This is a genomic window from Micromonospora sp. DT233 (genome assembly GCF_049841815.1).
Lineage (GTDB): Bacteria > Actinomycetota > Actinomycetes > Mycobacteriales > Micromonosporaceae > Micromonospora.
Map to the genome: position 1 here is coordinate 88,804 of NZ_JBNCLB010000012.1, position 21,870 is coordinate 110,673.

Sequence of the window (21,870 nt, forward strand, 5' to 3'; positions counted from 1 at the left end):
CGCTCCGGCGGTGCCCGACGGGGTGGTTCAGTACAGGCCCTCGGGCTTGTCGGTGCTGATCTGCAGGGGCGCCACGTTGGCCACGCCGTCGCAGGGCCACTCGTCGGAGGTGCGGAACCGGATCGCCTGGTCCCGCTCCAGCACGTTCGGCAGGAACAGGTCCTCGTGCAGCACCATCAGCCGCACCCGGCCCACCTCGCCGTACTCCACCACCCGGTCGGGGTGCTCCCGGTCCACCACGGTCATCGTGGTGTGCGGGAAGTTCGGCACGTACGGCAGCGTCTCGCCGCCGTCGGGCGAGGGCAGGCCGTTGGCGTTGCCGAAGGTGTTGCCGTAGGTGGCCCCGATGACGCCGCCGGGCATGGCGGCGGCGAAGCGCTGCCACGCGTCGGGGGTGAGCTGGGTGCCGCCCAGGTAGACCCCGGAGAGCTTCGCGGTGAGCTCCGGCCGCCGGTTGATCAGGGCCTGCACCACCGCGGGGGTGGTCCGCAGGTAGTCCACGGGCCGGCTCTCCAGGATGTCGGTGACCTGCTCGATGACGTGGTCGACGTACCGGTTCATCTCGGCCAGCTGGCCGCCCCGGATGAGCGTCTTGATCCACCGGGGGTCCAGGTCGACGGAGTAGACCATCGAGCCGTCGATGTCGGCGAGCTGGTCGGCCTCCTCGCCGACCAGGTGCGGGCCGCTGGGGCAGGCGTCGATCCAGACCGCGCCCGGTCGGAAGCCGACCATCTGCCGCCCGCGCAGCCGCCACGCCGCCCAGTGCACCGACATCGCGTCGGTGTAGTGCACCCGGCACGGCTTGCCGGTGGTGCCGGCCGACTCCCACACCCGGCCGGCCAGCGGTCGGGGCACGCTCTGCGGGACGAACTCCGCCGGGTCCAGGTCGCGCAGGACGGCGAGGTCGAAGTTGCCGAACGCGGAGAGCTCGTCGTAGCGGGTGATCTCCAGGGGGTCGAAGTCGAGCTCGGCGCGGCGCTTCAGCCAGTAGCCGGACCCGCCGTCCGGATCGAAGTGGCGGCGCAGGACGTGGCGCGTCCACGCGTCGAGGTCCCGGGCCAGCCAGTCATCGGTCAGCCCCTGCAGCTCTTCCTTGCTCGCCTTCACCGACATGTCGGCAGTATCGGCCCGCAGGCAGTGAGGGATCCCCTAGAGCGCGCCCGGGGCCGAACGCCGTCCGGTGATCTAGCGAGAGCCCTAGTCTTACCGTGCGTCACCTGCCGGTGCCCGCCCCGGCGGGTGGATGATCCCGCGATGGCCGCAGATCCGGATCGGAAACCGACCGCCCGCGCCCCGGGACACGTCGCCGTGTTCACCTTCCCGGCGTACGCGCACATCGCCCCGGCGGTGCCGATGCTCGCCGAGCTGGTGCGGCGCGGCCATCGGGTGACCTGCTTCGTGGTCGCCCGCTTCGCCGAGCTGGTCGCGGCCAGCGGGGCGGAGGTCGTCGAGTACGAGTCCGACTTCCCCTGGGCCGACGGCCCGACCGGGTCGGCGGTGGAGAAGATCCTCGACTTCTTCGCGGAGGCGATCGCGCCGGTGCCGGCGGCGGTGTCCCGGCTCGCCGACGACCGGCCCGACGTCGTCGCACACGACCTGGCCGCCTCGGAGGCCGCCCGGATCATCGCCCGCGCCTGGGACGTCCCGGTGGTGCAGCTCTGCCCCACCATCGCCTCCAGCCCCGGCTTCTCCATGTCGCAGCGGCAGAGCCTCGAGGTCATCGGGCCGCCACCGGAGCCGGTCGACCCGGCCGACGCGCGGTTCGCCGAGTTCGTCGCCCGGCGGGAGCGGATGCTGGCCGACCGTGGCCTGGCCGGGGTGTCGATCGAGGGGTTCGGCGCGGAGCACGGGCCCAACATCGTCTTCCTGCCCCGGGAGTTCCAGCTCGCCCCGGAGACCTTCGACGAGCGCTTCACCTTCGTCGGGCCGTGCCTTGCCGACGCGCCGGGCACCGGCGACTGGACCCCGCCGGCCGACGGCCGGGACGTGCTGCTGCTCTCGCTGGGCAGCTCATACACCCCGGACCAGGCCCAGTTCCTGCGGTTCTGCGTGGACGCGCTCGCCGACGGGCCGTGGCACGTGGTGCTGACCCTCGGCCACCGGGTGCGGCGCGAGGAGTTCGGCCCCTTGCCCGGCAACGTCGAGGCGCACCAGTGGCTGCGGCACCCGCAGGTGCTGCGGCACGCCGCCGGTTTCGTCACCCACGGCGGGATGGGCAGCGTGATGGAGTCGCTGTTCCACGGCGTGCCGATGGTGCTCGTGCCCTACCACATGGACCAGCGGGTGATCGCCGACCGGGCCGTGGAGCTGGACCTCGGCCGGGTCATGCGCCGCGAGGAGACCAGCGCGGACGCGCTGCGCGCGGCGGTCCAGGAGATCACCGTCGACCCGCGCATCCGGACGGCCGTGGAGCGGATGCGCGGCCACGTGCACCGGGCCGGCGGCGCGGTGCGGGGCGCCGACGCCGTCGAGTCGCTGATCCGGATCCCCGCCCACCACACCGACAGGGAGCGTTCATGACCGGCCGCCACATCGCGTTCTTCAACTATCCGGCCCACGGCCACGTCAACCCGACACTGCCGGTGGCGGCCGAGCTGGTGCGGCGCGGCCACCGGGTCACGTACGTGGTCGCGTCGCACTTCGCGGACGTGGTCGCGTCGACCGGCGCGGAGGTCATCAGCTACGAGTCGATGGTGCCGAAGTCGTGGGCCACCGTGGCCATCCCGACGACCATCACCGGCGACGACCTGGCGGAGGCGGCGGCGGTGCACCTCGCCGAGGTGCTCACCCCGCTGCCCGAGGTGAAACGACGCCTCGACGCCGACCGGCCGGACGTGCTGGTCTACGACTCCTTCGGCTACGCCACCGGCCGGCTGCTGTCCCGGGCCTGGGACCTGCCCTCGGTGCTGACCGCCACCACCTTCGTCTCCAGCGACACCTTCTCCCCGTACGCGCAGCTCGCCGCGACCATGACCCCGCCCGACCCGGACCATCCGGCGCTGCGCCGCGAGCGGGAACTGATGCGCCGCACGCTCGACGAGCACGGCCTGGGCGACATGTCCAACGAGGAGTTCGCCGGCGCCCCGGAGGCGAAGACGCTGGTCTTCGTCCCGCCGGAGTTCCAGCCGGGCATCGAGACGTTCGACGACCGGTTCGTCTTCGTGGGGCCGTGCATCGGCGACCGCGCCCACCAGGGCGAGTGGGCCCCGCCCGAGGACGGCCGGCCGGTGGTGCTGGTCGCGCTCGGCAGCTTCGGGTACGAGAACCAGCTCGGCTTCTACCGCGACGCCCTCGCCGCCCTGGTCGACCTGCCGTGGCACGTGGTGATGTCGCTGGGTGGCCTGGTCACCCCGGACGACCTCGGCCCGTTGCCGGCGCACGTGCAGGCCCGGCCGTGGGTGCCGCAGCTGGCGGTGCTCAAGCATGCCTCGGCCTTCGTGTCGCACGCCGGCATGGGCAGCACGATGGAGTCGCTGTCCTTCGGCGTGCCGCCGGTGGTGGTGCCCCGCACCGGCGAGCAGGACCTGGTCGCCGCCCGGGTGGTCGAGCTGGGGCTCGGCCGCTGCATCACGCCGGCCGAGCTGACCCCGCGAGGGCTGCGCGACGCCGTGCTCGGGCTGCGCGACGACACCGGCGTCCAGGGACGGGTCGCGGAGCTGGCGGCCGCCATCGCCGCCCGCAAGGGCCCCTCGCTGGCCGCGGACACCATCGAGGCCCGGCTGGTCGGGGCATGACCGCCACCGCCTCGCACCTGCTCTTCCTGCCCTATCCGGCGTACGGGCACATGATGCCGGTGCTGCCGGTGCTGGCCGAGTTGGTCGCCCGGGGGCACCGGGTGACCTGCTTCGCCACCGACGACTTCGCCGACCGGGTCCGCGCCACGGGCGCGCAGGTGCACCCGTACGACCCGCCGCCGTCGGCGGACCCGCCGCCGGGCGTCATCGACGCCGACGAGTGTGCGCGGGCGCCGCTGAAGCTGCTCAACGCAAGCCTGGCGGTGCTGCCCACGATCGAGGCATGCCTCGACGGCCCGCCGGACGTCGTGGTCTACGACACCACACTCTGGCTCACCGGGCGGCTGCTGGCCGCCCGCTGGCAACGACCGAGCATCCAGCTGTCCCCCACGTTCGTCTCCAACGACCACTTCAACCTCTCCGACCAGCAGCAGGAGTACGCCGGCCAGATCGATCGGTCGCATCCGGCGCTGGCGGAGTTCGCCACCCGGCTGACCGAGGCGGTGACCGGCAGCGGACTGCCCGAGGAGCGCCAGGTGGAGCTCTTCCACGGCCGGGAGGAGTTCACCATCGCCTTCCTGCCCCGCGAGTTCCAGTTCGCCGGCGAGACCTTCGACGAGCGGCACGTCTTCGTCGGGCCGACCGGGCAGGCCGACGACGGGCCCGGGTGGCGGCCGCCGCCGGACGGTAGGAACGTGCTGCTGGTCTCGCTGGGCACCACCGTCAACAACCAGCCGGACTTCTTCCGCGACTGCGTACGCGCCTTCGCGAACCTGCCCTGGCACGTGGTGATCGCGCTGGGTGCCCGGGTGGACCCGGCGGAGCTGGGCGAGCTGCCACCGAACGTCGAGGCGCACCGCTGGGTGCCGCTGCGATCGGTGCTGGCGCACGCGTCGGTCTTCCTCTGTCAGTCCGGAATGGGCAGCGTCATGCAGGCGCTGCACGCCGGCGTGCCGATGGTGGTCGTACCGCACCACCCCGAGCAGCACGTCAACGCGCGTCGGCTGACCGACCTGGGGCTCGCCCGGGTGGTCCAGCGCGACGAAGCGTCCGTCGAGGCGCTGCGCGACGCGGTGTCCGTGGTGGCGGCCGACGCCGCGATGCGCGACCGGGTGCACCGGATGCGCGGGCACGTCCGGGCGGCCGGCGGCGCGGCGCGCGCTGCCGACGCCGTCGAGCGGCAGTTGCGGGCGGCCCTGGAGGGGGTGGCATGACCGGCGCCGCACGAACGACCGGCGGGACGACCCCGCCTGCCGGCGACGAGCCGGTGACCCTGCCGGTGCGGCGGGGCTGCCCCTTCGACCCGCCCGCCGAGTACGCCGAGCTGCAACGGCAGCGCCCGGTGGCCCCGCTGCGGCTCACCGTGGGGCCGGGCGGCGGCGTCGGCTGGCTGGTCACCCGCCTCGCCGACGCCCGTCGGGTGCTCAGCGACGGCCGGTTCAGCCACCGCAACGAGCTGATCGGCCTGCCGATCCCCCCGCCGTTCCCGATCGACGACTACCAGCCTTCGCCGGCCGCACCGGGCGCGTTCATCAAGATGGACCGGCCGGAGCACATCCGCTACCGACGGCTGTTGACCCGCCGGTTCACCGTCCGTGGGGTCGCCGAGCTGACCCCGATGATCACCCGGATCACCCACGAGCACCTGGATCGGATGGCGCAGGCCACCGGCCCGGTGGACCTGGTCTCCGCGTTCGCCGAACCGGTGCCGATGCGGGTGATGTGCGAGCTGGTCGGCGTGCCGGCACAGGCGCAGGCGCCGCTGGCCGAACACTTCGCCGTACTGTCGCGGATGTCGTACCCGTTGGAGGAGCTGATCACCGCGTGCACGGTGATCGCCGAGCTGCTCGGGGACCTGGTCGCGGCGAAGCGGGCCGCACCGGGGGCGGACCTGCTCAGCGACCTCGCCCGCGACGCCTCGCTGACCGACACCGAGCGGGTGAACCTGGCCTGGGCGTTGCTCGGCGGCGGCTTCGACACCACCGCCAACATGATCGCCCTCGGCACGTACGCGCTGCTGCGCCACCCGGACCAGCTGGCGCTGCTGCGGGCCCGCCCCGACCTGGTCGACGACGCGGTCGAGGAGCTGCTGCGCTACCTGACCATCTCGCACCTGGGGGCGAGCCGGGCCGCGCTGGAGGACGTCGAGCTGGGCGGGGTGCGCATCCGCGCGGGTGACACCGTGGTGGTGGCGCTGCCGGCCGCGAACCGGGACCCCGCGCACTTCGCCGAGCCGGACCGGCTGGACATCACGGCGGACCACCGGGGGCACGTGGCCTTCGGGCACGGCGTGCACCAGTGCATCGGCCAGAACCTCGCCCGGGCCGTGCTGCGGGTGGCCTACCCGGCGCTGTTCGACCGGTTCCCGTCGCTGCGGCTGGTCGATCCGGCGGGCGACCTGCCGATGCGCGAGGACATGCTGCACTACGGCGTGCACGAGATGCCGGTGACCTGGGACCGTGCGGTGAACCCGACGGCCGGGCCGCCCACAACGGCGGCGGTCGACCCCGACGCCCCCGCCGACGTGGCGAAATCCTTGAATTGACCTACCTCGAAATCTGCGGCCGACCGGTCAGGACGGTCAGAGCCTGGCCGGGAGTCGCGCCATGACGCAGTACACGGTGACCATCGAGTCACAACCTGGAGAGTCGACGACCATCCTGCGCGTCGAGACCACACCACGGCCGCGCATCGTCGAGGTGACCGTCAGGGCGGGCGCCGACGGGGTGGTCTGCTCGACCGCCCTGCCCCCGGTCGACCTGGCGAAGATCGCCGACGCGTTCGGCGGGCCCGGTGCGGCGGAGCCGACGGCGCCACCGCAGGCGGGCGGGCCGGCGCAGCTGACGGCGGCGCCCGGCGCGGCCGGGCCGGGGCAGTCGACGCGCGGCCGGCAGGACCCGTCGCCCCCGCCGGGCGCCGCCGACGAACGGACCACCCGCAACTACCGGCGGATGCCGGAGGTGGCCGGGCTGGTCCGGGCGTACCGGGAGGCGGTCAGCGTCACCGAGCTCGCCCGCCGGTACGGGGTGCCCCGGCACACCATGAACGCCTGGCTCGGGCGATTGCGGCGCGAGGGCGTCATCGAACGGCGGTGACGGCCGGGGTGAGGCGACGGCCCGGGGGTGAGGCGACGGCCCCGGGCAAGGCGACGGCCCCGGGTGGCCGGTGCGATCCCGAGCACCGGCCACCCGGGACGACTACGCGGCCGGGGCCGGGTCGGTGGCCAGCACCGCGGCGTGCAGCGCGTCGACGATCCGGTCGACCTGCTCGGCGGTGACGATCAGCGGGGGCGCGACGGAGAGCACGGTGCCCTCCGAGCGGACGATCACCCCGTTGGCCCGGCACGCGGCGACCACCTGGGTGGCCTGCACGAAGGAGTCGAACTCGACGGCGGCCAGCAGGCCGACGCCGCGCACCTCACGGACCCCCGGCAGCCCGCCGAGCCGCTCGGCGAGCCGGCCGCAGAGCCGCTCCCCCGCCGCGGCGGCGTTGGCGACCACGCCGTCGGCGAGCACGTCGAGCACGGTCAGCGCGACGGCCGCCCCGAGCGCGTGCCCGCTGGTGGTGTGGCCGTGACGCAGCCCGCCGAGCATCGGGTCACCGGCGAACGCCTCGGCCACGGTCGAGGTCATGGTGACGGCGGCGAACGGGACGTAACCGCTGGTCAGTCCCTTCGCGGTGGTGATCACGTCGGGGCGGATCCCCTCGCGCTGGTGGGCGAACCAGGCCCCGGTGCGGCCCAGCCCCGTGGTGATCTCGTCGAGGATCAGCAGCACGCCGTGCCGGTCGCAGATCTCGCGGACCGCCCGCAGGTAGCCGTCGGGCAGCGGGCGGATGCCGCCCACCCCGAGCACCGGCTCCACGATGAAGGCCGCGACCCGCTCCGCGCCCTGGGCGAGGATCGCCTCCTCCAGGGCCTCCGGCCCCGGCACGACGCACTCGTCGTGCGCCGCGCCGCCCGCGCAGGCCACGCAGCGGGGCGTCGGTACGTGGGCGAACCCGCCGGGCAGGGGCCCGCAGCCGGACCAGAGCAGCGGGGACGCGGTCAGCGCCGACATGGCGATGGTGGTGCCGTGGTAGCCCTCGGCCAGCGACAGGACGGTGGTGCGGTCGGGCTGGCCGCGCATCGCGTGGTACATCCGCACGATCCGGATCGCCGCCTCGTTGGCCTCCGAGCCGGAGTTGCAGAACAGGCTGTGCGTCAGCGGCTCGCCGTAGAGCTCGGCCAGCTTGGCCGCCAGCAGCACGGCAGCCTCGTTCGAGGCGCCGAGCAGGGCGTACGTCATCAGCTTCGCGGACTGCTCGCGCAGCGTGGCCAGCACCCGGGGGTGGCCGTAGCCGAGGGTGGCGTTGTACTGGCCGCTGCGCCCGTCGAGGTAGCTGCGGCCGTGCGCGTCGGTGACCTCGCAGCCCTGCCCGGAGACGATCATGAGCTGTTCGCTCACGCCGACCGGCGTGAACGGGTGCAGCAGGTGGCGGCGGTCCAGCTCGGCCAGTTCCTCACCGGTGCGGGCCCGTGGTGCGACGAAGGTGTCGGTCATCGGCGGCTACTCCTGATTCGGGGGGAATGGACCGTGACGCGCCGGCCACGGGTGGCCGGCGCGGGCGCCCCGGTCACCACCGCACGGCCGCCGCGGCGGCGAAGTCGCCGGCGTGCGCGAACGCGGAGAGCACGACCAGGTCGCCCTTGTGCAGCAGCCCCTCGTTGCGGGCGTGGTCCAGGCTCACCGGGATGCCCGCGCCGAAGAGGTTGCCGTACCGGTCGAAGGTGTCCACGTGCCGCTCGGGCTTGACCTCCAGCGCCTCCCGCCAGTTGCGCAGGAACATCCGGTTGGGCTGGTTGGTCACCAGCATGTCGATGTCCCGGGTCGGGGTGCCGATGCGCGCGCACACCTCGCTGGCGACCTGCGGCACCAGCCGGTTGCCCCGGCTGATGATCTTGTCGACCTTGCTGTCGGTGAACCCGATGTCGATCTGCCCCTCGCCCGGCGCCCAGTACTTGCGGGTGTCGACGTCGAGCTCCATGTCGTTGGCGTACTCGATGCCCTGGTACGAGACCACGTCGAGGATCGGCGACTCGTCGCCGGCGCGCAGGAAGCCGACCCCGCACCCGTCGCCGGGCACCGGGGCGTGCTTGCGCCGGCGCACGTCGGGCTGGACGAAGACGTTGCCGGCGGTGTTCTGCACCGCGCAGATCAGCGCGGTGCGGGCGGCGCCGCTGCCGATGAGCTGCCGGGCCACCTTGATCATGTAGACGAACGACGCGCAGCCGCTGTTGTGCAGGTCGATGATCCACTCGGGGGCCGGGTCGAGCCCGAGCCGGCCGGCGATGTCGGCGCCCGCGCCGGTGTGGATCCGGTCCGGCAGCGCCACGTTGGTCAGCAGCACGTCGACCTGGGCGTCGCCGGCCTCGGCGAGCCGCTCGAGCATCGGCCGGGCCGCCCGCTCCGCCATGCTCGCGGCGCTCTCGTCCGGGGCGACGAGCCGCCGCTCGGTCGGCGCCCGGAACATCAGGCTGTCCGAGACCTCCTCGTCGCCGAAGTAGTACCGGGTGTCGACGGCGCGGGCCGGCAGGTAGCTGCCGACGTCGACCAGGCTGACCGGCCTCACCGGGCGGCCTCGGCGACGGCCCGCACGGAGATCGGCTGGCCGCTGCGGTGCCGGTGCTCCAGGATCCGCTTGAGGTTGGTCAGCTCGATCTTGTGGCCGGCGTAGAAGAGCGGCCAGAAGTCGCCCACCCAGGGCCGCTGCGGGTCCGGGGCCAGCTCCGGGTACGGGTTCTTGTCGTAGTTCGGGTGGTGGCAGTTGGTCCAGGTGACCACCGAGCCCGGCCGGCCGAGCACCCGCTCGGCCGGCACCACCCGGAACAGGTAGATCATCCACAGGTCCTCGCCCTGGTCCCACGCGCAGTGGTAGTCCAGGGTCAGCGCCTCGGCGTTGGGGATCAGCCGCATGTAGATCCGGGTGTCGTCGGCCAGGGTGTCCCAACCGACGTAGAGCCCGGGGGTGTCGGTGGGCTCGAAGGCCCGCGTGCTGTACGAGTACTCGTCCAGGTTGTGGATGTTGCACAGGTACTCGAACACCTCCTCGGGCGGGCAGTCGATGTAGTCCTGCACGGTGCAGAAGTCGCCGTAGACCTCCTCGTGCGGGTACGCGGCGTGGGTCATCCCGGCGGCCTGCGCCAGGAGTTCGTCGCGGCTGGTGTTCTCCCAGCGCACGAGGTCGGGGATGTCAGCCAACGGGTGGGACGTGCTCGGCACGGTTGCCTCCTGGGGGAATGGTGGATTCGGTGAGAAGTCGGAGAAAGGGCACGAACGGCGGGGTCTCCGCCGGGTCGGTCTCGACACAGACCAGGGCCGGGCCCGGCCGGTCGTTCGTGGCCAGCAGGGCGTCGCGCAGCTCGTCGGCGGTGCCGACCCGCACCGCCGGCAGCGACGGGAACATGGCCGCCACACCGGCGGCGAGGTACGCGGGCTTGAACGTGTTGTACGAGTAGTCGGCGTGCTGCAACAACTGCTCCCGCGTCACGCACATGGCGTGGGCGTTGTTGTTGAACACGACGAACGTCACCGGCGCGTCGTACTCGACGGCGGTGTGCAACTCCATGCCGTGGGCGTAGAAGCCGCCGTCGCCGGTCAGCACGTAGCTGCGCCGGCCGGTCGCCAACGCCGCCCCGATGCCGGCGCCGAAGCTGTGTCCCATCCCGCCCATGCCCAGCGCGATGACGAACCGGCCCCGGGGCGGGACCGGCAGGTGGTGCACGGCCGCGGCGCTGGCGTTGCCGGCGTCCGAGACCACGGTGGCGTCGGCGGGGACGGCGTCCCCGATCGCCCGGACCGCGTCCGGCAGCCGTACGCCGGGGGCGTCCAACGGCGGGGTGACCAGGTACTCGCGGTGACCGGCCGGGTCGCGGCGCACCGCGCGGGCCGGCGGCGCGTCGGCCAGCAGCTCCACGACGGCCCGCAGCTCCGCCCGCAGGTCGCCGTCGACGTGCACCAGCGGCACGCCGTCGGCCGGGGCGACGAAGGGCGGCTCCGGGTCGAAGGCGACCAGCGCGACGGTCGCCAGTGCCGCGTCGAGCCCGGCGCGGGCCATCACCGGCAGTCGGGTCCCCACCAGCACGCAGAGGGCGGCGGCGGCGAGCCGGCGTCCCACGCTGGGGTGCCCGATCGCGCCGGTCACCCCGACGAAGCGGGGATCGTCGTTGGGGAAGGTGTCCTTGCCCTCCGGGGTCACCGCCACCCAGGCGTCGAGCCGCGCGACGAGCGCGGCCAGTTCGGCGCGGGCGTCGGCGTGGCCGACCCCGTCGCCGGCGACGACGAGGATCTCTCCCCCGGCGGCGACGGTCCGGGCCAGCAGCTCCGCGGCGGCGCGCCGGCCGGGGGCGGGGCCGCTGGCCGAGGTGGGCAGCAGGTCCACGGGCGCGAAGCCGGCCGCCGGAGCCTGTTGGACGTCCTTGGGCAGCAGCAGCACGGCCGGCCCGCCCCGTGGGGACCGCGCCGCGTCGATCGCCGCGGCCAGCAACTTGTCGGTCTCCGCCGGGTCGTCGACCCGGGCGCAGAAGCGGGAGATGGTGCCGAAGAGTTCGGTCGCGTCGAAGGCCCCGCCGCGCCCGCTGGAGTCCTGGAACGCGCCCCGGCCCTCCAGGTCGCGCGGCGGCTGGCCGACCAGCGCCAGCAGCGGCACCCGGGCGGCGTACGCCTCGGCCACGCCGGGCACCAGGTTCATCGCCCCGGCGCCCGAGGTGGCCATGACCACGCCGAGGCCACCGCGGGCGCGGACGCTGCCCTCGGCCATGCAGGTGGCCGCGAACTCGTGCTTGGCGACCACGGCCCGGATCCGCCCGTCGGTGCGGTGGGCCGCGTCGTACAGGTCCTCGATGTTCGCGCCGCCGACGCCGAAGACGTGCGAGACGCCGGCCACGGTCAGCGTGGACATGATGTGGTCGGCGACCCGCGGGCTGCCGTTGCTCATGGTGCCTCCCCTGTTGCCGGGCCGCCCCGGCCGGTGACCCTCACGCGTCACGGACCGGGGCGGCGTCGGCGTCGGATGGTTCAGCTACAGGCCTGCCACGGCACGCCGCTGGTGAGGGTGTAGTTGACCCGGGCCGTGCGCAGTCGCGGCCCCTGGGCGGCCAGCCGCCCGGAGAACGCGTTCCAGTCGTGGCTCGTCTTCGGTGACCAGCCGATCTCGGCGATGGCCAGCAGCCGGGGGAAGGCCAGCGCCTCGATGTGCTCGAGGGCGAAGAGCGTCTCGGTCCACAGTGCGGCCTCGACCCCGGTCACGGCCGACTCGGTCAGGCCGGGCAGCTCCGTGTCCGGCTGCCAGTTGTAGGCGTCCTCGACGTCGGTGGTGCCCGCCCAGACGTTGCCGACCGGGTACGCCGGCTGCGAGGGGTTGTACTTCATGTCCAGGTAGGCGTGGTCGGCGGGGGTCATGATGAACTTCGTGCCCTTGGCCACGGCCGCCACGATGTCCTCGTTGTTGACGCCGTCGATCCAGTACTGCCCGATCGCCTCGCCCGGCTGGGCGCTGACCATCTCCTGCCAGCCGATCAGCTTCTTGCCGTACTTGCGCACGATCGGGGTGACCTTGGAGATGTAGTAGGCGAAGTCCTCCGGCGCCATCGAGTGCGCCTCGTCCGCGCCGATGTGCAGGTACGGGCCGGGGGTCAGCGCGGTGATCTCCCGGATGACGTCGTCCAGGAACTTGTAGGTGATGTCCTTGCGGACGCAGAGCATGCCGTCGGGGCTGGGCACCCAGCCCGTGTAGAGCTCCTTGGCCTTGCCGTCGCAGTTCAGCTCCGCGTACGAGGCGAGAGCGGCCTGCGAGTGGCCGGGGCCCTCGATCTCCGGCACCACGGTGATGCCGCGCTGGCTGGCGTACCTGATGATCTCGCTGAACTCGGCCTTGCTGTAGTGGCCGGGCAGCTGACCACCGACGCCGCTGCTGCCGCCGTAGGTGGCGAGCTTCGGCCAGGAGTCGATGGCGACCCGCCAGCCCGCGTCGTCGGTGATGTGCAGGTGCAGGTAGTTGACCTTGTAACGGGCCACGTTGTCGATGTACTTCTTCACGGTCTCCACCGGGAAGAAGTGCCGGGCCACGTCGAGCAGCGCGCCCCGGTAGGCGTACCTGGGGTAGTCCAGGACCCGCCCGGTCTGCACCGTCCACGGGCCGTTCTGCCTGGTCGTCGACTCGATCCGCACCGGCAGCAGCTGGCGCAGCGTCTGCACGCCGCTGAAGAGCCCGGCCGGCTCGTTGGCCCGGATAACCACCGAACGGCGGGTCACGTCGAGCTCGTAGCCCTGCGGCCCGACGCGCCGGTCGGCGCCGCCGAGCAGCAGCGAGATGCCGTCGGCCGGCCGGCCGGAGGGCCGCCCGGCCGGGATCGCCTGCACGGGCAGGCCGTATCCGGTGGCCGGCTTGAGCAGCGTGGCCAGGTAGTTGCCGGCGTCCGTCGCGCCGGGCGACCCGGCGGTGGTGTGGATCTCGGTGCCCGGCCGCAGCTCGAACGCCCCGCCGTCGCTGGTGCGCACCTCGACGGGGGCGGGAAGGATCTGGTTCAGCGACACCTCGGCGCGCTGCACCTTGGCCGCCGGAGCGGCGGCGCCGATCGAGGCGACCGTGCCGACCGCCACGGCCGCCGTGGCGACGATGGTTGTCAGTCCTCTCTTGCTACGAATCAGGGTGGTGGGTAGTACACGCATAGTCAACCGCCATCTCGACAGGAGCCTCGGGTGACCCCGGTTGCTGGACCAGGGTGGACGACGTGGCCGGATGCGTGAACCTCCTACCCGGCAAATGGGGGCGCGAATTAGCAAAGGCCCTAGTCTTCCGATCGCGACGCTGCGGTGCTGGCCGCGCGCGGGCGAATACTGAGCCGGCGGTCGGAAGGATCCGGTGGTCCGAAGCAAACCAGCGAGTCAGCGACGACAACAGGAGTGACGGTCACGTGAAGGGCATCATCCTGGCCGGCGGAGCCGGCACCCGACTGCATCCGGTGACGGTTGCCGTGTCGAAGCAACTGCTTCCCGTCTACGACAAACCGATGATCTACTACCCGCTCTCCGTGCTCATGCTCGCCGGCATCCGCGACATCCTGATCATCTCCACCCCCGAGGACCAGCCGCTGTTCCGCCGGCTCTTCGGCGACGGCAGCGACCTGGGCCTGCGGATGAGCTACGCCGTGCAGCCCGAGCCGAACGGGCTCCCCGAGGCGTTCATCATCGGCGCCGAGCACATCGGCGACGACACGGTCGCGCTGATCCTCGGCGACAACATCTTCCACGGTCCCGGCATGTCGGGTTTCCTCGACGAGAGCTCCCAGGTCCTCGACGGGTGCGTCCTCTTCGGCTACCAGGTCTCCGACCCGCAGCGGTACGGCGTCGGCGAGATCGACGAGAACGGCCTGCTGGTCAGGATCGAGGAGAAGCCGGCACGGCCGCGGACCAACCGGGCCATCACCGGGCTCTACTTCTTCGACAACAAGGTCGTCGACATCGCCAAGAACCTGGTCCCGTCGGCGCGCGGGGAGCTGGAGATCACCGACGTGATCCGGCACTACCAGCAGCGGGGCAAGGCCCGGGTGGTGGACCTGGGCCGGGGGTTCGCCTGGCTCGACACCGGCACCCACGAGTCGCTGCTGGACGCCGGCCAGTTCGTGCAGGTCCTCGAGCACCGCCAGGGCGTGCGGATCGCCTGCATCGAGGAGATCGCGCTGCGCCGGGGATTCGTCGACGCGGAGACCTGCTACCGCCGGGCCCAGGCCAGCGCCAAGTCGGGCTACGGCAGCTACGTCATGCAGCTCGCCCAGGCGGAGCTCGACGAGCGGTGACCAGGACCGGTCGCCGGCCAGGCAGATCAGTTCACTGAGGAGACTTCCACGTTGAAGCATGTCGCGATCTTCATGTTTCCGGGCTACGGGCACGTCAACCCGACGTTGGAGCTCAGCCGGTTCCTCGTCGGGCTGGGCCACCGGGTGACCCACGTCGTCGACGAGCGGTACGCCGCCGACGTGCTCGCGGTGGGCGCCGAGGCCGTGGTCTACGCCTCCCGGCGCACCCGGCTGGGCGACGGCGCGGTCACCGGGGAGGACATCGGCGCGTTGGGGTTGACCTTCCTGCGCGAGTCGATGGAGGTGATCCTGCCGCGCACCCTGGAGGCGTTCCGCGACGACGTGCCGGACCTCGTCCTGCACGACCTGGAGAGCTTCTTCACCGCGCGCAGCGCCGCCCGCGCCTGGGGGCGGCCCACGGCGCAACTCTTCCCGTACGTCGCGTCGAACGAGCACTTCTCGCTGGCCCAGGAGGTCTTCGACGGCGCCACGGAGAACGTCCAGCGCTGCATCGACCTGCTGACCGCCCACCTCACCGCCCAGGGCGAGGAGCCGGACGCGGTCTGGTCGCTGATGGCGAACTTCTCCGAACGCAACCTCGTGCTGCTGCCCCGGGAGTTCCAGCCGCGGGGTGAGACGTTCGACGACCGGTTCACCTTCGTCGGGCACAGCCTGGCCTCGGACCGGCCCGACACCGGCTCGTGGACGCCGCCCGCCGACGGGCGTCCGGTGGTGCTGATCACCCTGGGCACCGAGGTCAACGACCACCCCGACTTCTTCCGCACCTGCGGCACGGCGTTCGCCGACGCCGGCTGGCACGTGGTGATGACGGTGGGTCCGGGCAACCTCCCGGCCGGCCCGCCCCCCGTCGAGCACGTCGAGGTCCACGAGTGGATCGCCTTCCGTACCGTGCTGCCCCACGCCTCGGCGGTCGTCTGTCACGCCGGGATGAGCACCATGCTCGAGGCCCTGTACTTCGACACACCGTTGGTGGTCGTCACCTGGACCCCGGAGGACCGGGTCAACGGCGCCCGCACCGAGGCACTCGGCCTGGGCCGGACGCTGCCCGGCGAAGGGCTGGAGCCGGCGCGACTGCGCACGGTCGTCGAGGAGATCACCGCCGACCCCCACGTCCGGCGGCAGGTCACCCGGATGCGTACGGCCCTGCTGGCCGCCGGCGGCCCCGCGCGCGGCGCGCTGGTGATCGAGGGCTGGCTGGACCAGCACGCGGCCGACCTGTTGCCGGCCGGCGTCGCCGAGGGAGACCGACGATGACGAGCGCGACGGCCCCGGCGACCCGGGTCCCGTTCTTCGACCTGCGCAACCTGCACCTCGCGTCCGGCCTGCAGGACGAGATCGACGCGGCGGTGCTGCGGGTGTCCCGCTCCGGGCACTACCTGCTCGGGCCGGAGCTGGAGATCTTCGAGGCGACCTTCGCCGCGTACTGCGAGAACGCGCACTGCGTGGCGATGGGGTCCGGCCTGGCCGCCGTGGAGCTGGCGCTGCGCGCCGTCGGGGTGGAGGCCGGAGACGAGGTGATCGTGCCCTCGCACACCTTCATCGGCACCTGGCTGGCGGTCTCGGCCATCGGCGCCCGGCCGGTGCCCGTGGAGCCCGGCGACGGGTCCTTCCTGCTCGACCCGGACCGGCTGGAGGCGGCGGTGACCCGGCGTACCCGGGCGGTGCTGCCGGTCCACCTCTACGGCCATCCGGTCGACCTGGCCGCGATCGCGGCCGTCGCCGACCGGCACGGCCTCGCGGTGGTCGAGGACGCGGCGCAGGCCCACGGGGCGCGCTACCGGGGCCGTCGGGTCGGTGCCGGCCACGCCGTGGCGTTCAGCTTCTACCCGGGCAAGAACCTCGGCGCGCTGGGCAACGGCGGCGGGGTCGTCACCGACGACGCCGCCCTCGCCGACCGGCTGCGGCTGCTGCGCAACTACGGCTCCCGGGAGAAGTACGTCCACGAGCTGCGCGGCACGAACTCCCGGCTGGACGAGATCCAGGCCGCCGTGCTGGCCGCGAAGTTGCCCCACCTGGACGGGTGGAACGAGCGTCGGCGCAGCATCGCCGAGCGCTACACCCGCGCGCTCACCGGGCTGCCGGGCGTCGTCACCCCCGAGGTCAGCCCCTGGGCGGAGCACGTCTGGCACCAGTACGTGCTGCGCTGCGCGGCCCGGGAGCCGCTGCGCGACCGGCTGACCGAGGCGGGCGTGCAAACCATGATCCACTACCCGGTGGCCACCCATCTGAGCCCGGCCTACGCGGGGCGCGAGGGCTGGCCGGCGGGCGCGCTGCCGCGCGCGACCCGGCTGGCCGACGAGGTGCTGAGCCTGCCCGTCGGCCCGCACCTGTCCGACGCGGCGGTCGAGACCGTCATCGGGGAGGTGCGGGCCGCCGCGCTGGCCCTCGGGTGACACCACCGGCGGCGACGCCGACATCGACGGGGGCCACCGGCGTGCTGCCGGTGGCCCCCGTCCCCCTTGACCCGACGACGGTCAGGACTTCCACCAGCCGGGGTTGTCCCGGTACCACTGCACCGTCTCGGCCAGCCCGGCGTCGAAGTCGATCGCCGGCCGGTAGCCCAGCTTCTCGATCTTCCCGGTGTCGACGGAGTAGCGCAGGTCGTGGCCCTTGCGGTCGCCGACCTGCCGGACCAGACCCGGGTCGGCGCCGCAGAGCTCGACCAACCGCCGGGTGATCTCCGCGTTGCTGGCCTCGAACCCGCTGCCGATGTTGTAGATCTCGCCGGGGCGCCCCCCGGTGAGCACCAACTGGATCCCCGCGCAGTGGTCGTCGACGTGCAGCCACTCCCGCACGTTGCGGCCGTCGCCGTAGAGCGGCACCGGCAGGCCCTGCAGCAGGTTGGTGACGAAGAGCGGGATCAGCTTCTCGACGTGCTGGTAGGGGCCGTAGTTGTTGCAGCACCGGGTGGTCCGCACGTCGAGCCCGTGGGTGCGGTGGTAGGCCCGCGCGATGAGGTCGCTGCCCGCCTTCGACGCCGCGTACGGCGAGTTCGGCAGCAGCGGCTCGTCCTCGTCCCAGGAACCGGACTCGATCGAGCCGTACACCTCGTCGGTCGAGACGCAGAGCACCGTGCCGACCTCCGCCCGCAGGCAGCTGTCCAGCAGCTGCTGGGTGCCGACCACGTTGGTCGAGACGAAGGCGGTGGCGCCGGTCAGCGACCGGTCGACGTGCGACTCGGCGGCGAAGTGCACCACCGCGTCGTGCCCCGGCAGCAGCCCGGCCAGCAGCTCGGCGTCGCGGATGTCGCCCTCGACGAAGCGCAGCCGCTCGTGCCCCATCGGCAGGCTGGCGGTGTTGCCCGCGTACGTCAGGCTGTCCAGGACGGTCACCGAGGCGTCCTCGTAGCCGGGGTAGCGCCCGGCGAGCATGGACCGGACGTAGTGCGAGCCGATGAAGCCGGCCCCGCCGGTGACCAGCACCCTCATCCCCTGCCGCCTTCCGTCCGATCGATCCGCGCCGGCGTCGGCCGGCCCTGACGCACCCCGCTCACGACGCGGAGAGCACGGGGAGCTGCCGGCGGGCCCGCGGCGCGTCGTCCGCGATCGACGACAGGTGCGACACCACCCGCTCGTCGACCGGGTCGGCCGCCGGGTCGTCGTGCACCCGCAGGTGCTCGTACGTGGTGCTGCGCTGGGCCGGCACCCGGTCGGCGCCCCGGATCAGCGTAATCAGCTCGCCGAGGTTGGACCGGTGCTTCGCCCCGGCCGAGGAGACCACGTTCTCCTCCAGCATGATCGAGCCGAGGTCGTCCGCGCCGTAGTGCAGGGAGAGCTGCCCCAGCTCCTTGCCGGTGGTCAGCCAGGAGCCCTGGATGTGCGCCACGTTGTGCAGGAACAGCCGGGCGATGGCGATCAGCCGCAGGTACTCCAGCGGCGTGGCCTGGGTGCGGCCCTTGAGGTGGTTGTTGTTCGGCTGGTAGGTGTACGGGATGAACGCCCGGAACCCGCCGGTGCGGTCCTGCACGTCGCGCACCATGGCCAGGTGCTCGATGCGCTCCGCGTTGGTCTCGCCGGTGCCCATCAGCATCGTGCAGGTGGACTCCAGACCGAGGCCGTGGGCCACCTCCATGATCTCCAACCAGCGCTCGCCGGACTCCTTGAGCGGGGCGATCACGGTACGCGGACGGGCCGGCAGCAGCTCCGCGCCGGCCCCGGCGAACGAGTCCAGACCGGCGTCGCGGATCCGGACGATGGCCTCGGAGACCGACACCCCGGAGACCTTGGCCATGTGCGCCACCTCGGAGGCGCCCAGCGAGTGGATGACCAGCTGCGGGAACGCCTGCTTGACGGTGGAGAAGAGCCGCTCGTAGTACTCCACCCCGAACTCGGGGTGGTGCCCGCCCTGGAACATGATCTGCGTGCCGCCCAGCTCGACGGTCTCCGCGCAGCGGCGCAGCATGTCGTCGAGGTCGCGGATCCAGCCCGCCTCGCTCTTCGGCGGGGCGTAGAAGGCGCAGAACTTGCACGCCGTGACGCAGACGTTGGTGTAGTTGATGTTGCGCTCGATGATGTACGTGGCGATGTGCTCGGTGCCGGCGTACCGGCGTCGACGGGCCGCGTCGGCCGCCTGTCCGAGGGCGTGCAGGGGGGCGTACCGGTAGAGGTCCAGGGCCTCGGCCGGCGTGATCCGACCGCCGCCTGCGGCCCGGTCCAGGACCTCGGCGATGTCGATACTGGTGGATGTCGGCACGGTGGCTGCCTTTCCAGCTAGGGGGTGACGGCTGCGCCGGGCAGCACGGGTCGGTGGGCGTCGAGCAGGTGGAGTCGGACGTCCGGCGCGAAGCCGGCGTCCGGTCCGCCGACCCGCCGGGCGAACTCGGCGATGCCGGCGAGCTGCCGGTCGCCGAGGCTGAAGTCCAGCGCGGTCAGGTAGTAGCGGCGCAGCGTCTCGGCGTCGAACGCCTCCCAGCGGGCGGCCTGCGCGCAGATGTCGTCCATCTCGGTGAGGAACAGGTCCCGGGAGGCCAGGAAGCTGGCGTGCACCTCCCGGACGATCTCCGGCTCCCGCTCGACGAACTCGCGGCGGGCCGCGAAGACGGCGAAGACGAACGGCAGCCCGGTCCAGTCCTGCCACATCTGCCCGAGGTCGTGGACCTGCAGGCCGAGCGCCGGGGCCTCGTGCAGCGCCGCCCGCAGGGCGGTGTCCCCGATGACCACGGCGGCCGGTGCCTCGGCCAGCATCGTGGCCAGGTCCGGCGGCCGGACGAAGAACTCCGGCTTCACCCCGATCGACTCGTTGAGCAGCAGTTCGGCCAGGCGCACCGAGGTGCGGCTGGTCGAGCTGAGCGCGATCGGGGCGCCGTCGAGCTGCTCCAGCGGGCACCGGCTGACGAGCAGGCAGGACATGATCGGCCCGTCGCTGCCGACGGCGATGTCCGGCAGCACCACCAGGTCGTCGGCGTGCCGGAGGAACTCCATCATGCTGATCGGCCCGATGTCGAGGTCGCCGGCGACCAGCGCGTCGCTCAGCCCGTCCGGGGTGTCCCGGGTCAGGTCCAGGTCGAGCAGCCCGCCGGTGCGGGCGAGCCCCCAGAACAGCGGGAGGCAGTTGAGGAACTGGATGTGGCCCACCCGGGGCCGGGGTCGGGGGGCGCGGAAGGCGCCCCGGTGGTCGCTGGACGCCGGGGCGGCCTCGCCGGGCAGCAGTTCGGCGGGGCGCGTCATACCGGGTCCGCGTCGGGCCCGTACACCTCGACACCGTCGCTGCGGCGGCGCACGTGGATGCACTCGCCCGGGCACTCGCCGGCCGAGTCGGTCACGTCCTTGAGGCTGATCACCGGCACCAGCACCGTGGCGCCGTCCTCCCGGCGCAGGTCGCCGTCCTCGCCCTTGACGTACGCGAGGCCGTCGACGTCCAACTCGAAGACGTCCGGCGCGTACTGCGCGCAGATGCCGTCCCCGGTGCACAGCCCCTGGTCGATCCAGACCTCGAGGGCCTCTTCGGTTGCGGTCATGTCATCACCTGCTGATCGTTGGTCGTGTCCGGATGGGTGGTCGCTCAGACCCGCATCGGCTGCGGGCTCTCCCGGACGGCCGTGTCCGGGCCGTCGAACTCGCGGAGGATCTCGTAGCGGGTGTTGCGCTCCACCGGCCGGAACCCGGCGTCCCGGATGAGGTCGAGCAGCCCCTCGCGGGACATCTTGTCCGGCGTGCCGTAGTTGTCGGCGTCGTGCGTGATCTTGTACTCCACCACCGAGCCGTCGATGTCGTCGGCGCCGTGGTTCAGGGCGAGACCCGCGGTCTGCAGGCCGTGCATGACCCAGAACACCTTCACGTGCGGGACGTTGTCGAACAGCAGCCGGGAGACCGCGAACGTCTTCAGCGACTCCGCCGGGCTCGCCATCTTGGTGCGCGCCTGGATCCGGTTGCGGATCTTGCCGTCCGCGGAGTCGTGGAAGTCGTGCTGGTAGCGCAGCGGGATGAAGACCCGGAAGCCGCCGGTCTCGTCCTGCAGCTCGCGCAGCCGCAGCACGTGGTCGACCCGGTGCCGGGGCTCCTCGATGTGGCCGTACAGCATCGTGCACGGGGTCTTGAGGCCCTTGCTGTGGGCCAGCCGGTGAATGCGCGACCAGTCCTCCCAGTGGGTCTGGTGGTCGACGATGTGCTGGCGGATTTCCCAGTCGAAGATCTCCGCGCCGCCGCCGGTCAGCGACTCCAGGCCGGCGTCGATGAGCTCGTCGAGGATCTCGTCGGCGCTCAGCCCGGAGATCCGCTCGAACCAGTGGATCTCGGTGGCGGTGAACGCCTTGACGGCCACGTTCGCCGGCAGCGCCTCCTTGAGCGCCCGGATCGAGCGCGGGTAGTACCGCCAGGGCAGCGTCGGGTGCAGGCCGTTGACGATGTGCAGCTCGGTGAGCTGCTCGTTCTGCATCGCCTTGGCCAGCCGCACCGCCTCCTCGATCCGCATCGTGTAGGCGTCCTTCTCACCCGGCTTGCGCTGGAACGAGCAGTACGCGCACGAGGCGGTGCAGACGTTGGTCATGTTCAGGTGCCGGTTGACGTTGAAGAAGACGGCGTCGCCGTTCTTCTTCGTCCGCACCTGGTGGGCCAGGCCGCCCAGCCAGGCCAGGTCGTCGCTCGCGTAGAGCGCGATGCCGTCCTCCCGGCTGAGCCGGTCGCCCGCGGCGACCTTCTGCTCGAGTTCCCGCTTGAGTCCTACGTCCATCCGTACCTTCTCCTCAGGTTGGTCCCGCCGGACAGCGACGACTCGCGGGTGACGAGCCGTCGACGTACTGCGCCGCGACGGTGGCGAGTCGCCGCGAACCGTTTCATCGCCCGG

General features: G+C 72.5%; 19 protein-coding genes. 8 read left to right on the forward strand and 11 right to left on the reverse strand.

The window, feature by feature from the left end; translation table 11 throughout:
* Positions 1-27: 27 nt before the first annotated feature.
* Positions 28-1,113: a hypothetical protein gene (locus ACLQ2V_RS21955; protein WP_425720432.1), complete on the reverse strand. Its 1,086-nt coding sequence runs from the start codon at positions 1,111-1,113 to the stop codon at positions 28-30.
* A gap of 141 nt (positions 1,114-1,254) precedes the next feature.
* On the opposite strand from ACLQ2V_RS21955, the gene ACLQ2V_RS21960 reads away from it, so the two are divergent.
* The 5 genes from ACLQ2V_RS21960 (at position 1,255) to ACLQ2V_RS21980 (ending at position 6,829) form a co-directional block, all read left to right on the forward strand.
* Positions 1,255-2,520: a macrolide family glycosyltransferase gene (locus tag ACLQ2V_RS21960; protein ID WP_425720433.1), complete on the forward strand. Its 1,266-nt coding sequence runs from the start codon at positions 1,255-1,257 to the stop codon at positions 2,518-2,520.
* The gene (locus ACLQ2V_RS21965; protein ID WP_425720434.1) at positions 2,517-3,734 is read left to right on the forward strand and encodes a macrolide family glycosyltransferase; all 1,218 of its coding nucleotides are present in this window, start codon (positions 2,517-2,519) and stop codon (positions 3,732-3,734) included. The genes ACLQ2V_RS21960 and ACLQ2V_RS21965 overlap by 4 nt, the downstream gene beginning before the upstream one ends.
* Positions 3,731-4,948 (forward strand): macrolide family glycosyltransferase, encoded by a 1,218-nt coding sequence (locus tag ACLQ2V_RS21970; RefSeq protein WP_425720435.1) that lies wholly within the window; start codon positions 3,731-3,733, stop codon positions 4,946-4,948. Before ACLQ2V_RS21965 ends, ACLQ2V_RS21970 begins: the two co-directional genes overlap by 4 nt.
* Positions 4,945-6,279, forward strand: a complete 1,335-nt coding sequence (locus tag ACLQ2V_RS21975; protein ID WP_425720436.1) for a cytochrome P450 — start codon at positions 4,945-4,947, stop codon at positions 6,277-6,279. The genes ACLQ2V_RS21970 and ACLQ2V_RS21975 overlap by 4 nt, the downstream gene beginning before the upstream one ends.
* Before the next feature lie 61 nt (positions 6,280-6,340).
* Positions 6,341-6,829 (forward strand): hypothetical protein, encoded by a 489-nt coding sequence (locus ACLQ2V_RS21980; protein WP_425720437.1) that lies wholly within the window; start codon positions 6,341-6,343, stop codon positions 6,827-6,829.
* Positions 6,830-6,931: 102 nt separating this feature from the next.
* Here ACLQ2V_RS21980 and ACLQ2V_RS21985 read toward each other — a convergent pair whose 3' ends face one another.
* From ACLQ2V_RS21985 to ACLQ2V_RS22005, 5 genes are all read right to left on the reverse strand, one after another.
* Positions 6,932-8,275 (reverse strand): aspartate aminotransferase family protein, encoded by a 1,344-nt coding sequence (locus ACLQ2V_RS21985; RefSeq protein ID WP_425720438.1) that lies wholly within the window; start codon positions 8,273-8,275, stop codon positions 6,932-6,934.
* Between the two features lie 73 nt (positions 8,276-8,348).
* Positions 8,349-9,344: a 3-oxoacyl-ACP synthase III family protein gene (locus ACLQ2V_RS21990; protein WP_425720439.1), complete on the reverse strand. Its 996-nt coding sequence runs from the start codon at positions 9,342-9,344 to the stop codon at positions 8,349-8,351.
* On the reverse strand, positions 9,341-9,994 hold the full coding sequence (locus ACLQ2V_RS21995) for an SRPBCC family protein (RefSeq protein WP_425720440.1): 654 nt from the start codon (positions 9,992-9,994) through the stop codon (positions 9,341-9,343). Before ACLQ2V_RS21995 ends, ACLQ2V_RS21990 begins: the two co-directional genes overlap by 4 nt.
* Positions 9,966-11,708, reverse strand: coding sequence for a thiamine pyrophosphate-binding protein (locus ACLQ2V_RS22000; RefSeq protein ID WP_425720441.1), 1,743 nt, complete (start codon positions 11,706-11,708; stop codon positions 9,966-9,968). Before ACLQ2V_RS22000 ends, ACLQ2V_RS21995 begins: the two co-directional genes overlap by 29 nt.
* An 80-nt stretch (positions 11,709-11,788) precedes the next feature.
* Positions 11,789-13,441 carry a beta-N-acetylhexosaminidase gene (locus ACLQ2V_RS22005; RefSeq protein ID WP_425720442.1) on the reverse strand — a complete coding sequence of 551 codons (1,653 nt, stop codon included), beginning with the start codon at positions 13,439-13,441 and terminating at the stop codon, positions 11,789-11,791.
* Positions 13,442-13,686: 245 nt separating this feature from the next.
* Between ACLQ2V_RS22005 and rfbA the strand changes: the two genes are divergently transcribed.
* From rfbA to ACLQ2V_RS22020, 3 genes are read left to right on the forward strand one after another with little or no spacing between them, the layout of a single operon-like run.
* Positions 13,687-14,568: a glucose-1-phosphate thymidylyltransferase RfbA gene (rfbA, locus tag ACLQ2V_RS22010; RefSeq protein ID WP_425720443.1), complete on the forward strand. Its 882-nt coding sequence runs from the start codon at positions 13,687-13,689 to the stop codon at positions 14,566-14,568.
* A gap of 51 nt (positions 14,569-14,619) precedes the next feature.
* Entirely contained in the window at positions 14,620-15,843 is a 1,224-nt protein-coding gene (locus ACLQ2V_RS22015; RefSeq protein ID WP_425720444.1) for a macrolide family glycosyltransferase, read from the forward strand.
* Positions 15,840-16,982: a DegT/DnrJ/EryC1/StrS family aminotransferase gene (locus ACLQ2V_RS22020; RefSeq protein WP_425720445.1), complete on the forward strand. Its 1,143-nt coding sequence runs from the start codon at positions 15,840-15,842 to the stop codon at positions 16,980-16,982. Before ACLQ2V_RS22015 ends, ACLQ2V_RS22020 begins: the two co-directional genes overlap by 4 nt.
* 81 nt (positions 16,983-17,063) lie before the next feature.
* Here ACLQ2V_RS22020 and rfbB read toward each other — a convergent pair whose 3' ends face one another.
* The 5 genes from rfbB to mqnE all read right to left on the reverse strand — a co-directional run bounded on the left by rfbB (position 17,064) and on the right by mqnE (position 21,756).
* Positions 17,064-18,017, reverse strand: a complete 954-nt coding sequence (gene rfbB, locus ACLQ2V_RS22025; protein ID WP_425720446.1) for a dTDP-glucose 4,6-dehydratase — start codon at positions 18,015-18,017, stop codon at positions 17,064-17,066.
* Positions 18,018-18,078: 61 nt separating this feature from the next.
* Complete coding sequence (gene mqnC, locus ACLQ2V_RS22030; protein ID WP_425720447.1) at positions 18,079-19,281, reverse strand: cyclic dehypoxanthinyl futalosine synthase; 1,203 nt, start codon at positions 19,279-19,281, stop codon at positions 18,079-18,081.
* Positions 19,282-19,298: 17 nt separating this feature from the next.
* The gene (locus tag ACLQ2V_RS22035) at positions 19,299-20,255 is read right to left on the reverse strand and encodes a menaquinone biosynthetic enzyme MqnA/MqnD family protein (protein WP_425720448.1); all 957 of its coding nucleotides are present in this window, start codon (positions 20,253-20,255) and stop codon (positions 19,299-19,301) included.
* Entirely contained in the window at positions 20,252-20,545 is a 294-nt protein-coding gene (locus tag ACLQ2V_RS22040; RefSeq protein WP_425720449.1) for a ferredoxin, read from the reverse strand. The genes ACLQ2V_RS22035 and ACLQ2V_RS22040 overlap by 4 nt, the downstream gene beginning before the upstream one ends.
* A 44-nt stretch (positions 20,546-20,589) precedes the next feature.
* Positions 20,590-21,756 carry an aminofutalosine synthase MqnE gene (gene mqnE, locus ACLQ2V_RS22045; protein WP_425720450.1) on the reverse strand — a complete coding sequence of 389 codons (1,167 nt, stop codon included), beginning with the start codon at positions 21,754-21,756 and terminating at the stop codon, positions 20,590-20,592.
* Between the last annotated feature and the right edge of the window lie 114 nt (positions 21,757-21,870).